Annotated in this window: 13 protein-coding genes; 7 read left to right on the forward strand and 6 right to left on the reverse strand. The window is 73.1% G+C overall.

Annotated elements, in window-relative coordinates:
- Positions 1–17: 17 nt before the first annotated feature.
- Positions 18–2,825, reverse strand: coding sequence for an exo-alpha-sialidase (locus tag ACTMSW_RS12240; protein ID WP_441180688.1), 2,808 nt, complete (start codon positions 2,823–2,825; stop codon positions 18–20).
- A 168-nt stretch (positions 2,826–2,993) separates the two neighbouring features.
- Here ACTMSW_RS12240 and ACTMSW_RS12245 point away from each other — a divergent pair, with 168 nt between their 5' ends.
- The 5 genes from ACTMSW_RS12245 to ACTMSW_RS12265 all read left to right on the forward strand — a co-directional run bounded on the left by ACTMSW_RS12245 (position 2,994) and on the right by ACTMSW_RS12265 (position 6,155).
- The gene (locus tag ACTMSW_RS12245; protein WP_441180689.1) at positions 2,994–3,809 is read left to right on the forward strand and encodes an SDR family oxidoreductase; all 816 of its coding nucleotides are present in this window, start codon (positions 2,994–2,996) and stop codon (positions 3,807–3,809) included.
- A 115-nt stretch (positions 3,810–3,924) separates the two neighbouring features.
- Positions 3,925–4,335 (forward strand): SSI family serine proteinase inhibitor, encoded by a 411-nt coding sequence (locus ACTMSW_RS12250; protein ID WP_441180690.1) that lies wholly within the window; start codon positions 3,925–3,927, stop codon positions 4,333–4,335.
- A 196-nt stretch (positions 4,336–4,531) separates the two neighbouring features.
- Positions 4,532–5,470: a pentapeptide repeat-containing protein gene (locus ACTMSW_RS12255; RefSeq protein WP_441180691.1), complete on the forward strand. Its 939-nt coding sequence runs from the start codon at positions 4,532–4,534 to the stop codon at positions 5,468–5,470.
- A gap of 185 nt (positions 5,471–5,655) precedes the next feature.
- On the forward strand, positions 5,656–5,892 hold the full coding sequence (locus ACTMSW_RS12260; protein ID WP_441180692.1) for a preprotein translocase YidC: 237 nt from the start codon (positions 5,656–5,658) through the stop codon (positions 5,890–5,892).
- Between the two features lie 38 nt (positions 5,893–5,930).
- On the forward strand, positions 5,931–6,155 hold the full coding sequence (locus tag ACTMSW_RS12265; protein ID WP_441180693.1) for a hypothetical protein: 225 nt from the start codon (positions 5,931–5,933) through the stop codon (positions 6,153–6,155).
- A 120-nt stretch (positions 6,156–6,275) separates the two neighbouring features.
- On the opposite strand, the gene rnhA is transcribed toward ACTMSW_RS12265, so the two are convergent.
- Genes rnhA through ACTMSW_RS12280 form a run of 3 tightly spaced genes read right to left on the reverse strand, consistent with a single transcriptional unit; the run spans position 6,276 to position 9,367 of the window.
- Positions 6,276–6,758, reverse strand: a complete 483-nt coding sequence (rnhA, locus tag ACTMSW_RS12270; RefSeq protein ID WP_441180694.1) for a ribonuclease HI — start codon at positions 6,756–6,758, stop codon at positions 6,276–6,278.
- A gap of 9 nt (positions 6,759–6,767) precedes the next feature.
- On the reverse strand, positions 6,768–8,057 hold the full coding sequence (locus ACTMSW_RS12275; RefSeq protein WP_441180695.1) for a lycopene cyclase family protein: 1,290 nt from the start codon (positions 8,055–8,057) through the stop codon (positions 6,768–6,770).
- 26 nt (positions 8,058–8,083) lie between these two features.
- Positions 8,084–9,367 carry an MFS transporter gene (locus tag ACTMSW_RS12280; protein ID WP_441180696.1) on the reverse strand — a complete coding sequence of 428 codons (1,284 nt, stop codon included), beginning with the start codon at positions 9,365–9,367 and terminating at the stop codon, positions 8,084–8,086.
- 84 nt (positions 9,368–9,451) lie between these two features.
- On the opposite strand from ACTMSW_RS12280, the gene ACTMSW_RS12285 reads away from it, so the two are divergent.
- Entirely contained in the window at positions 9,452–10,279 is an 828-nt protein-coding gene (locus tag ACTMSW_RS12285) for a class I SAM-dependent methyltransferase (RefSeq protein WP_441180697.1), read from the forward strand.
- A gap of 12 nt (positions 10,280–10,291) precedes the next feature.
- Here the strand turns inward: ACTMSW_RS12285 and ACTMSW_RS12290 are convergent, their stop codons facing one another.
- Together ACTMSW_RS12290 and ACTMSW_RS12295 are read right to left on the reverse strand one after the other, a co-directional pair.
- Entirely contained in the window at positions 10,292–10,837 is a 546-nt protein-coding gene (locus tag ACTMSW_RS12290; RefSeq protein ID WP_441180698.1) for a GNAT family N-acetyltransferase, read from the reverse strand.
- A 41-nt stretch (positions 10,838–10,878) separates the two neighbouring features.
- Entirely contained in the window at positions 10,879–11,235 is a 357-nt protein-coding gene (locus tag ACTMSW_RS12295) for a winged helix-turn-helix transcriptional regulator (protein ID WP_441180699.1), read from the reverse strand.
- 133 nt (positions 11,236–11,368) lie between these two features.
- Here ACTMSW_RS12295 and ACTMSW_RS12300 point away from each other — a divergent pair, with 133 nt between their 5' ends.
- Positions 11,369–12,250: an NAD(P)-dependent oxidoreductase gene (locus ACTMSW_RS12300; protein ID WP_441180700.1), complete on the forward strand. Its 882-nt coding sequence runs from the start codon at positions 11,369–11,371 to the stop codon at positions 12,248–12,250.
- Positions 12,251–12,355: the final 105 nt, after the last annotated feature.

Raw genomic sequence — 12,355 nt, forward strand, 5'->3', positions numbered from 1 at the left:
TGCCGATCGTGTTCCGCCTAGCTCAGCTTCAGCTGCCAGGCGCCGAGACCGTGCGAGGCGGCGTACAGGACCCGCTTGCCCGGCACGATGGTCAGCCCGGCGACCTCGACGTTCGGCATGCCGCCGGCCGCCTTGGCCCAGTTCGTCGAGCCCTTGGCCAACCGCAGCACACCGAAGTCGGTGGACGCGTACAGGTCACCGGTGACGTCGTCGCGGACCAGGTCCGTGATCGGCTGGTCGCCGAAGTCGTACGACCGGTCGGTCCACGTCGCCGCCGCGCCGTCCACCTTCACCTCGAACGCGTGGCCCAGGGTGGCCGGGGTGTTCGAGTTGAAGCCGCTGTACGACACCCACGCCCGGCTCGGGTCGGCCGGGTCGACGTGGATGCTGGTGACGAAGCGGTTCGGGGTGGCGGCGTTGTCGATCCGCGTCCAGGTCACGTCCGCGGCCGACGGGGCGTCGACGTTGCGGGTGACGAAGACCCGGCCGGTGCTGGTGGCCGCGTACGCGGTGGACGAGTCGCTCTCGACCCGCTGGACCACCGAGACCGCGCCGCCGGCCCGGTCACCCCACACCGCGTCGGTGAGCCGCTTGGTGCCCAGCTCCGCCCAGTCACCGCACTGCGCCTCGAAGGTGCCGGTCCAGCTGTTGCAGATCTTGTTGGCCTCCTCCAGGCTGCGGTCGCCCAGGCCGAAGGTCTTCGTGCGGTAGACCGTCCGCGCGGTGCCGGCGAACATCGTGCCGCTGACCTTCGGGTCGCTGATCACCGGGGCGTAGAACAGGGTGCCCGGCTGACCGAAGATGCCGTCGTAGACCGAGATCCAGCTGCCGATGTCACCGTTGTTGAAGTTGACCTCGGGGGTGGCGTCGAAGAACGTGTGGAACCGGAACTCCGGCTTGGCCACGTCGAACCCGGAGGCACCGCCGTCACCGATCATCGTGTTGACCCAGCGCTTGCGCTGGCCCTTGTTCTCCCAGGTGCCGTTGTCCTGCGTGCCGCCCTGGAGCAGGTTCACGTCGTGCGGGCTGACCGACAGGCTGATGAACTGCAGCGTCGTCATGCCCTTGTTGACGCCCTCCAGCTTGGAGGGGATCTTCGAGAGCATCTGCTGGCAGCGCTCCTTCTGCGCCGCGGCGGTCGGCCCGGTGAAGTTGCGGTCCGGGTTGTCGCACCAGGCGGAGCGGTTCACGAACTCGCCGCTGGAGCGCATGATGCCGCCGTCGTTGGCCTCGAAGAACTGGAACGGGTTGCGCGGGTTGGTGACCAGGGCGTGCTGGTCGGGGTGCAGACCGTTCGGGTGCAGCTCGTCGGTGCCGTCGTAGGTCATGTCGGTGCCGCTGACGCCCGCGTCGGTGGAGAGGACGACCGCCCGCTTGTGGGCCACGGTCTCGCCGTACACGTACGAGCCACCGGTGTAGACGACGTCCGGGTGCCCGGGCGGGGTGTGGACGAACACGTCGTACCAGCACTGGCCGGTGCACTGGTTGTAGGTCGCGAAGCCGGTGTCGGCCGGGTTGGAGCTGGTCAGGTCGGCGAACGCCGGGGTGCCGGCAGCCACGTCGTCGCTGCGGAACAGCCGCGAGTACGGGTTGCCGATGTTGCCCTCGTAGACGTACATCCGGGTCTTGCCGTTCGGCAGCGCGGTCACGTCGATCGCGGCCCGGGTCTGGAACACGGCCGGGTTGAGCGACGGCTTGATCTGCGTCCAGGTGGCGCCGGCGTCCGCCGAGCGCCAGACGCCCCGGGCGTACGAGGAGGCGTAGACGATGTTCGAGTCCTTCGGGTCGAGCTTCACGTAGCGCACGCCCCGCGGGGAGCAGGCGGCGGTGTTGGTGTTGGCGTACTCGGCGGCGCTGCCGGTGCAGTCCGCGGCGTTGGCCGAACCGTTGTGGATGAACGTCCAGTTCTTTCCACCGTCGGTGGTCTTGTACAGACCCCACTTCGCCGCGTCCGGGACGGGCCGGGTGACGCCGGTGCAGCAGGAGCTGGACATGCCGCGCAGGGCGGTGGTGGTGGCGACGTAGATCGTCTTCGGGTCGCCCGGCTTGATGGTGATCTCGCCGAGGCCCTTGCCCGACAGGACGTCCTTGCCCAGCGGGGCGGACCAGGTCAGGCCACCGTTGGTGGACTTGTAGAGGCCCACACCGGCGACGCAGCCGGAGGCGCAGGTGTTGGCCTCACCGGTGCCGACGTAGATGGTCAGGCCGGTCTTGTCGTTGCGGTCGATCTTCACCGAGCCGGCGGCGTTGATGCCGAGCGGGCCGCCGAGGTAGAACCACCGGGGCTCGGGAGCCAGGATGTTCAGGGTGCCCCAGACGCCACCGCCGGCCGGCGTGGCGTACGCCCGGCACAGCAGCTTGGAGCAGTCGGGGCTGATGTCCAGCGAGGTGACCCGGCCGCCCGCGACGTACTCGTTGGGCACGTAGTTGAAGGCGTTGCGGTACTCGGTGAACGGGTAGAGCGCCTCGCTCGGACCGATGTTGGTCCAGCGGTTGGCGCCCCGGAACCGCTTCTCGGCGGACGCGTACGCCGCCTTCGACCGGTCGACCTGGGCGACGCTGATCGTGTCGGCGGGGTAGGCCCGCTCCAGGAACTCCTGCTGGGCGGCACTGCCGGGACCGTCCGGCGCCATGCCGTCGCTGCCCGGTACCGCCTGGCGCAACCGTTCGAGGTGCGCTGCGGTGGCATTGGGCAGCTCGCCGTCACCGACGGCGGCGGCGGCCGGCACCTCGGTGCCGGTGAAGTGGATGCCGGCGGCACCCGTGGTCGCCACGAGGGCGGCGACCGCTAGTCCTGCGAGTAGATGGCGACTTCTGCGCTTCACGAGGGTCCTCCCGGGAACGCGTCACCACAGCGCGGTGTCCCGGATTGGCGACCGTCGCTGGCTGCGTCCACGCTGGAGGATGTCAGAGGGCAATCAACTAGCACAATCCTCTGCGTCGATTTCTGTCGTCACATGGTTGCAATCGCATATGACGGGTAGTGGCTGGCCATGCCAGCGCATTTCGAGGACTACCTGCGTATCGCGATCGTCACCGGCGCGGACTCCGGCATCGGCAAGGCCTGTGCCGTGGCCCTCGCCGAAGCCGGCTTCGACATCGGCATCACCTGGTACGGCGACCCGGACGGTGCGCAACGGACCGCCGCCGAGGTCCGCAGGACCGGCCGGCGGTGCGAGGTCGCCGAACTGGACCTGACCCGGCTGCCGGAGGCCGCCGCCGTGGTCGACGAGCTCGCCGACCGCCTCGGCGGCGTCGGGGTGCTGGTCAACAACGCCGGCACCGGCGCCTCGGCGCCGTTCGTCGACACCTCCTGGGAGCAGTGGCGGGAGGTACTCGCCGTCGACCTGGACGGGCCGTTCCTCTGCGCGCAGCGGATCGCCCGCCGGATGCGGACGGCCGGTCGGGGCGGGCGGATCGTCAACATCACCAGCGTGCACGAGCACGCCCCACGGGTGGGCTCGGCCGCGTACTGCGCCGCCAAGGGCGGCCTGGGACTGCTGACGAAGGTGATGGCGCAGGAGCTGGCCGCCGACGGGATCACCGTCAACGCGGTCGCCCCCGGGGAGATCTCCACCCCGATGACGGGGCAGGAGGACGTCGACCCGTTCACGCAGGCACGGCCGGGCGTACCGGTCGGTCGTCCCGGCGACGCGCGGGAGGTCGCCGCGGTGGTCGCCCTGCTCGCCTCCCCCGCCGCGGCCTACGTCACCGGCGCCTCCTGGCCGGTCGACGGCGGCATGCTGCTGATGGGCCCCCAGGCCGCGGCGCTGCCCGACGACTCGTGGCGGCAGGTCGAGTCGACGTAACAGTCGGTCACGAAATGGGTTCACAGTGTCCACCTAGGGTGGTCGTCGGCCCGGCCGCACGAACGGCCGCGCCGACGATCGGCCCCCACCCGGGGCCCCGACGGAAGGACACACCATGCCCTTCGCCCAGCGGATCGCCGCGCTCTCGACGGCTTCCCTCCTCGCCACCGGCGTGCTGACCGGCGCGGTCGCTCCCCCGGCCGCACACGCCGCCTCCACCGCCGCCACCACCGTTCTGGTGCTCACCGTCGAACCGCACGTCGACGGCGCCACCCGCATCGCCACGCTGCGCTGTGAGCCGGCCGGCGGCCGGCACCCGGACGCCGCCACGGCGTGCCGGAACGTGGCTGCCGTCGACGGGGACCTCACGGCGCTGGAGGTCGACCAGGGGCCGTGCACCCTGGAGTACGCCCCGGTCACCGTCCGGGCCCTGGGCTGGTGGCGGGACCGCCCGGTGTCGTACGTCGAAACCTTCGGCAACCGCTGCCACCTGCTCCGCGAAACCGGCACGCTGTTCGCCTTCTGATCCGCGTCGCGCGGCGCCCGCTCACCCGGGCGCCGCGCGACGAGCAGGCCCGGACCGTCAACCGCGGTACGGCCACGCGCCGTGGTGAACCGCACGAATGCCGCCCCCGACGACCACACCCGCCGGACACGGGCCGGAGAATGGGACGGTCGACGACCCGCGACGACGGGTCCGGAGGTCAGGAGAAACGGTCAACGTGTCGGAAAGCGCCGCGCCCTCGCCCGGTGAGCTGCGAGCCGACTGCTCCCGGTGCTTCGGGCTCTGCTGCGTCGCGCCGGCCTTCTCCGCCTCGGCGGACTTCGCCCTCGACAAGCCCGCCGGGCAGCCCTGCCCGAACCTGCGACCGGACTCCCGCTGCGGCATCCACCCACAGCTGCGTGAGCGGGGCTTTGCCGGCTGCACCGTCTTCGACTGCTTCGGCGCCGGACAGCGGGTCGCCCAGGTGACCTTCGGCGGACGGGACTGGCGCGGCGCGCCGGAGACCGCTCGCCAGATGTTCGACACGTTCGCCGTGGTCCGGCCCCTGCACGAACTGCTCTGGTACCTCACCGAGGCGCTGTCCCTGCGCCCGCCGCCCGAGCTGCGCGCCGCGTTGACCGCCGCGCTCGCCGAGACCGAGCGGCTGGCCGGCGGCAGCCCGGAGGCGCTGCTCACCCTCGACGTCGACGCCTACCGGGGGCGGGTGAACCCGCTGCTGGCGCGGGCCGGCGACCTCGCGCGGGAACGCGGCGGCCGACCGGGGGTGGACCGACGCGGCGCCGCGCTCCTCGGTGCCGATCTGCGACGGGTGGACCTGCGCGGGGCGAACCTGCGGGGCGCGCTGCTGATCGGGGCGGACCTGCGCGGTGTCGACCTGGGCCGGGCCGACCTCACCGGCACCGACCTGCGGGGCGCGGACCTGCGCGGGGCGAACCTGTCGGCCGCGCTGTTCCTGCACCAGTCGCAGCTCGACGCGGCCCGGGGCGACCGGCACACCGTGCTGCCGCGCACGCTCACCCGCCCGGCGCACTGGACGGCCCTGCCGCTGACGCCGGCCCGGCGCACCTCCGCCGCCCGTGGCAGTGGCGGCGGCAGTGGCGGCGGCCGTGGCGGCGGCGGCCGTGGCGGTGGCCCGCGGCGCCGACCGGGCCCGTGATCCACTCACCTTCCATGATGCCGGTGTTTCCGAGCCGCGGCACACCGCGACTTCACTGATGTCGTGTGGATCTCGATCGACCTGACCGGGTGGGCGGCCGGCGGCGCACTGGTCACGTTTCGTCAGCGGGACGTCGGGTAGGCGGCGCGGAGCAAGGGGCACTGTCGCCGACGGGAGGCACGGGCGTGGGATACCGAGCACGCGACGGTGAGCTACCGGTCGATCCGGAGCACGCCGAGGACGAGGCCGGCCAGGCCCGACTGGTCCAGGTCGAGGCGGACACCGAGGTACCCGCGCCGGAGGGCGCCCCCGGTCGACCCGACGTGGTCACCGAGGACGACGGATCCGGGGTCGCCGGCGGGTCGTCGGGCGGCAGCGGTGGTGGTTCCACCATGCCGGGGCACCCGGACGCGACCCGCTGACCTCGTTTGCGATCACCCGAGCGGGGCAGGAGTGCGTCATGACCGATGAGAAGCGTTTCGACCTGGCCGACACCGACGAACCGGACGGCGCGACCGCCATGGAGGCGTCGCTGCGACCACCGGGCGAGTCGATGCACACCACCGACGACACCGGCGACGACTTCGCCGACGAGCCCGCCGAGGACCGGCGGTCCGCCCGTGAGGTCAGCCGCGCCGGGTACGACGTGGACGAGGTGTCCGGCACGGTCGACCCCAACCGCTGACGAGCCGGGCAGGTGGGCCTCCGACGCCGTCGGACGGCCCCCGCGCAGGGCGGCAATGCGGTTGTCATCCGTCCGGCCGTTTCCCCATCGATACCCGCCGTGGCGGCGGGCGCGACCGGCTCAGCGGCCGGCGGGCAGCGCCGCCGCGGCGCGGGCCTCGGTCATCCCGCGGTTCGCGAGCGCGTCGGCGCGCTCGTTCTCCGGGTGGCCGTTGTGCCCCTTGACCCACAGCCAGGTCACCTCGTGACGGGCGCACGCCGCCTCGAGCCGCTGCCACAGGTCGGCGTTCTTGACCGGCTGCTTCGCCGCCGTCCGCCAGCCGTTGCGCTTCCACGAGGTGAGCCAACCGGTGATGCCGTTGCGCACGTAGGTGCTGTCGGTGTGCAGCTCCACGGTCACCGGGCGGGTCAGGCTCTCCAGCGCGCGGATGGCGGCCATCAGCTCCATCCGGTTGTTGGTGGTGGGCGTCGCCTCTCCCCCGCACAGCTCGCGCTCGTGGCCGCCGTAGCGCAGCACCACGCCCCATCCGCCGGGCCCGGGGTTGCCGCTGCACGCGCCGTCGGTCCAGATCTGCACGACCCGTCCGGCCGCCGCGTCCACCATGTCGGCAACCTACCGAATGTCCGCGCGCACCCCGGAGCCGGCACCTCCGTCGGCCGTCGGCGGGGTCCGGTCGCCGACCACCGCCGGTGGGACGGTCCACGTCGCCCCGCGCCGGGTCGGGTCGACCCGGTCCCGCAGCCGTCCGGTGGCGTCGCCCACGGTGGCCGCGAGCATCGGCACCAGCCGGGTCGTGCTCATCAGCGCCACCTCCTCGGCCGGGGTGGTCGTGCCGTCGAGGAAGCGCAGCACCCGGGACGCGGGATTGCGGTCGAAGAGCCGGTCGAAGAACGCCGGGCCGCCGACGCCGCCGCGGTCCAGCGCCCGCAGCGCGACCGCGTCCATCCAGCGGTGCCGCCGGGGGTACGCGGGCGCGGGCACCGGGGGCCGACCGGCGGCCAGCGCGCGGGCCACCTGATCGGCCTGGCGGTGCATCGCGGAGAAGGTGAAGCCGGTGGAGGGCCGGGTGGCACCGCCCGCCGTGCCGAGGCGAATCACCCGGGGCGAGGGCCGAGGGTCGAAGGGCGCGTCGGTCATCGGGATGACGCCGTTCTCCACCTCCCGCACCCGCAGCCGGGACGGGTCCAGCCCCAGCAGGTCGCGATAGCCGGCGAGCGCCGCGTCGTACCCGGCGTCGGTGAGCAGGGACGGGGTGAACTCGGTGTACTCGACCAGGGCGTACCGGTCGCTCACCGGCAGCACGTAGCCGAACGACACGCCCCGGGCCGGCTGCGGCGTGCGGAAGTCCATGAGGATCGCCCGGCTCGGGTCGAACAGCGGGCCGTCCGCCTCCAGCCACCAGCCCCGGAAGTGCTGCAGCCAGTTGGTCCGGCCGGCCCGCCGGGGTGGCCGGGGGCGGGAGTCCAGCACCCAGGAGGCCCGCACCACCGGCCCGCCGTCGGAGGTCCGCACGGTCACCCGGTCGCCGTCGTCGTCGAGCACGTCGGCCGGGGCGCCGACGCGGATCACGCCGAGGCGGCGTTCGGCCTCGGCAGCCCGGTCGTAGACCGGGCCGGAGCGCAGCATCGCGTACCGCAGCGGGGTGAGGTCGAGGACGCGGCGCCGCTCGGGCGTCGCCACCTCGACCCGCTGCCAGCTCGCCGCCAGCACCGGGTCGAGGTCGTTGCCCGGGTGGTCCCAGAACGCCCACGTGCGGTCCTGGCCGCGCCGGTGGACCGGGTCGACCACGGCGATCCGCAGCCCCGGGACGCCGTGCCGGTCGAGGGCCGCCAGGACCAGGGACGCGGCGCCGCCGCCACCGACCAGGGCGAGGTCCACGTCGACCGGAGCGGAGCTGTTCACGCCACCACGCTGTCACACCGGCCGGCTCAGGTGACGGCCGGCTCCTCGGCGCGCTCCGGCGCCGGGTCGGCGTAGGCGCGGGCGACGGTGGCCCGGTCGAACACGGGCCAGGTGGCGGCGGCGACAACGACCGCCACGACGAACCCCACCCAGTACGGCGCGGTGAGCCCGTAGGCGTTCGCGACGACCCCGCCGAGCAGCGCTCCGACGCAGTTCCCGCCGGCGGCGAGGAACAGGGTGGTGCTGCCCACCCTGCCGAGCAGGGCCGGCGGGGTGAGCCGCTGGCGCAGCGAGTTGAACACGATCACCCACAGGGCGGCGTGCACGCCGAAGATGAACAGCGCCGCCCCGATGACGACCGCGCTGGTGGACGCGGCCAGCGCCAGGTGCAGGACGCCCTCGGTCAGCAGGCCGATCCGGATGGTCCAGGTGGCGGTGACGGCGGCGATCATGCGGTCGCCGAGCAGGGAGCCGAGCAGGCCGCCGACGGCCATGCAGGTGAACAGCAGGCCGTACCCGACGGAGCCGAGCCCGAGCCGCTCCTGGGCGAGCAGCACCAGTATCGCCATGGCGGCGGTCAGGGTGACGTTGAGCAGCCCGATCAGGACGGTCATGGTGCGCAGCAGTCGCTGCCCGGCCAGCCAGCGGAACCCCTCGGCGATGTCGGCCCGCACCGACCGACGGGGGCGCGGCCCGGCCGCGTCGGGCGGGGTCGCGCGGTAGGTGCCGGCGACGAGGGCGACGAGGACCGCGCTGAGGGCGTACGTCCCGGCGTTGACCGCGAACGGGGCGCTTCCCGCGAGCACGAACAGGAACCCGCCGAGCGGCCCGGCGAGCATGCCGTGCGTCAGGGTGTGCCCGCCGCCGAGCCAGCCGTTCGCCCGTTCCAGCAGCTCGCGGGGCACCACGGCGGGGAGCACGGCCTGGCTCGCCGCGCGGAAGACCACCTCACCGGCGTTGGCGAGGAACAGCACCGCGTAGAGCAGGACGATGCCGGCTCGCCCGGTCATGATCTCCACGGCGAGGACGGTCAACGCGACCACCCGGACGACGTCGATGACGATCATCAGGCGTCGGCGGTCGACCCGGTCGACGAGGACACCACCCGGGAGGGCGAACAGCAGCCACGGCAGCCAGGCCACCGCGGCGGCGGCCGACACGACCAGCGGGTCGTCGGTGCGGGTGGCCACGAACAGTGGCGCGGCGACGGTGGCCATGCCGCTGCCGAGCGCCGAGAGGGTGCTCGCCGCCCAGAGCCGGCCGAACCGTCCGCCGAGCCGTTCCCCCGTTCTCCGTGTCTCCCCCGTCACGGCAGGTCAACCTACCAGCGGGGCCGGCCGGCGGCTGCCCATTTATCGCTTGGCAGAAGCCGGCCGGTGTGCGAGCGTCGCGCCGTGGAGAAGCACCTGGATGTCAACCGGGCGAACTGGGACGACCGGGCCGCCGCCCACGCGGCGTCGCCCGGGTACGCGGTGGAGCGGTTCGTCGCCGACCCGGCGTACCTCAGCGAGGTGGTCCGGTTCGACCTGCCCCGGCTCGGGGACGTCGCCGGCCTGCGCGGGGTGCACCTGCAGTGCCACATCGGCACGGACACGATCTCCCTGCACCGCCTCGGTGCGCGGATGACCGGTCTGGACTTCTCCCCCGCCTCCCTGGCCCAGGCCCGTCGCCTGGCCGAACGTACGGACTCGGCCGTCGACTTCGTACAGTCCGACGTGTACGACGCGCCGGCCGCGCTGGGCCGAGCGGAGTTCGACCTGGTCTACACGGGTGTCGGGGCGCTGTGCTGGCTGCCGGACATCCGTCGCTGGGCACAGGTGGTGGCCGCCCTGCTGCGGCCGGGCGGCCGGCTGTTCCTGCGCGAGGGGCACCCGATGCTGTGGGCGTTGGACGACGCCAACGCAGACGGTGTGCTCGCGGTCGAGCACCCCTACTTCGAGCGACCCGAGCCGACCGAGTGGGACGAGCCGGGCACCTACGTCGAGACCGACGCGACCTTCACCCACAACCGCACGTACGAGTGGAACCACGGGCTGGGCGAGGTGGTCACCGCCCTGCTCGACGTGGGCTTCACGCTGACCATGCTGGTCGAGCACGACAGCGCGCCGTGGGACGCCCTGCCCGGCCGGACCATCGCGGACGAGCACGGGGAGCACAGGTTGCGGGAGCGACCGTGGCGGCTGCCTCAGACGTACACCCTCCAGGCGGTACGCACCGCCTGACACCGCCGCGCGTCAGGTCGCCGGCCGGTCGTCGGCGCGGAGGCGGTAGATCACGTGCCGGCGCAGCCGCTCGTCGGCGACCCTCGGGTGGTCGAAGTCCTCCGCCGGGTCGGTGGTCATGCCGAGCCGGTGCGCCAATGCGCGCGAGCGCAGATTCGGCACGGCGACGACGGCGAGGATCTCCGGAAGGCCGACGGAGTCGAACCCGTACGCCAGGGCGGCGCGAGCCGCCTCGGCGGCATACCCGTGGCCCCACGCGGAGCGGGCGAGTCGCCAGCCGACCTCGACGCCGCTGAACGGCATTCCCTCGTCCATCCGATCGAGGCCGGTGACGCCGACGAACTCGCCGGTGTCGCGGACCTCGACCGCCCAGAAGCCGTAGCCGCGCCGGTCGAGGACCTCCTGCCAGCGACGCGCGGCGGTGGTGGACCGCTCCGGGGCGAGCGGCGGGCCGAGGAACCTCAGCACCTCGGGGTCGGCGTTCAGGTCGGCCCAGGGGGCGAGGTCGGGCTCCCGCCAGTGCCGCAGCACCAGCCGCTCGGTGTGGATCTCGGTCACCGCACGACCCTAACCACTGTGGAGGGCTCGGTGGGACCCGGTCAGTCGCGCGGTATCGCCTCGATGGTCGACATGTGCCGCTCGCCCCACTCCCCGAGCGGGATCAGCGCCTCGTTGAGCGACTGACCGAAGGCGGTGAGCGAGTACTCCACCTTGGGCGGTACCTGCCGGTAGACCTCCCGGTGGACCAGACCGTACGTTTCCATCTCGCGTAGCTGCTGGATGAGCATCTTCTCGCTGACCCCGTCGATCGCCCGCCGCAGCTCGGCGAACCGCCGTGGGCCGTCGTGCAGCTCCCACAGGATGAGGGCCTTCCACTTGCCACCCACCACGTCGACGGCGGCGTCGAGCCCGCAGGAGTAGGTCCGCTTCTTCATCTCGACCGCCTTTGCACTCACCAAAAGGTCAGTACCTGAGGAAAATGTCGGTACTTGCCCGTTCGAAACGTACCGGCTCAGGATGAAGCTGTTCCGGCGGTGGCGCAACGGCCGTCCGAACCGCTCTCGACCAGCGTCCTGAAGGAGCAGTTTCATGTCCGACGACCGCCGTACACCCGTGTCGGTCCTCGGCCTCGGGCCGATGGGCCGGGCGCTCGCGCGTGCCCTCCTGGCCGCGGGCCATCCCGTCACCGTCTGGAACCGCACACCGGCCCGGGCCGACCCGCTCGTGGCCGAGGGCGCACGCCGCGGGGCCACCGTGGCCGAGACGGTACGGGCCAGCCCGCTGGCGATCGTCTGTGTCATCGACTACGCCGCGGCCCGACAGACGGTGGAACCGGCCGTCGAAGCCCTGCGCGGCCGCGCCCTCGTCAACCTGACGGCCGACACCCCGCAGCGGGCTCGCGCGATGGCGCGGTGGACCACGGACCACGGGATCGACTACCTCGACGGGGCGATCATGACGCCCGCGCCCACCATCGGCGGTCGGGACGCGCTGGTGCTCTACAGCGGACCGGAGCCCGTCTGGCAGGCTCAGCGCCGCACCCTCGCCACCCTCGGCGGCACCGCCACCTGGCTCGGTCCGGATCCGGGACGGGCCGCCGCCCACGACGTGGCCCTGCTCGACGTCTTCTGGACGGCGATGAGCGGGGTAGCCCATGCCTTCGCCCTCGCCCAAGCCATGGGGGTCGCTCCCGCGGACCTGGCCCCGTACGCGCGGGGGGTCGTCGGCCTCGTGCCCGACCTCGTCGACGACGTCGCCCGCCGGATCACCGCCGACGACCATGTCGCCGACGTGTCCACGGTGCGGTCCGCCGTCGCCGGCATGTCCCACGTCATCGAGACGACCGAGACACTCGGGCTCGACGCCGCCCTGCTGCGCGCCGCACACGCGAGGGCGCTGCGGGTCGTCCGGGCCGGGCACGGCGACGACGACTTCTCCCGCCTGACGCAGGCGTACGCGGCCGACGACTGACCCGGCCCTCAGCCTCGCGGCGGCGACCCAGCGGTCCCACCCGCACGCTGTCGCCCCTCCCGTGACCGACGAAGGCCGCCAGACGGCGCGTTGCGCGCGGACCTC

Source organism: Micromonospora sp. BQ11 (assembly GCF_052068135.1).
GTDB lineage: Bacteria > Actinomycetota > Actinomycetes > Mycobacteriales > Micromonosporaceae > Micromonospora.

Excerpts from the sequence above, each read along its gene's own strand:
- ACTMSW_RS12245 (WP_441180689.1), top strand. The coding sequence starts at position 2,994 with ATGCCAGCGCATTTCGAGGACTACCTGCGTATCGCGATCGTCACCGGC.
- ACTMSW_RS12250 (WP_441180690.1), top strand. The coding sequence starts at position 3,925 with ATGCCCTTCGCCCAGCGGATCGCCGCGCTCTCGACGGCTTCCCTCCTC.
- ACTMSW_RS12300 (WP_441180700.1), top strand. The coding sequence starts at position 11,369 with ATGTCCGACGACCGCCGTACACCCGTGTCGGTCCTCGGCCTCGGGCCG.
- rnhA (WP_441180694.1), bottom strand. The coding sequence starts at position 6,758 with ATGGTGGACGCGGCGGCCGGACGGGTCGTGCAGATCTGGACCGACGGC.
- ACTMSW_RS12265 (WP_441180693.1), top strand. The coding sequence starts at position 5,931 with ATGACCGATGAGAAGCGTTTCGACCTGGCCGACACCGACGAACCGGAC.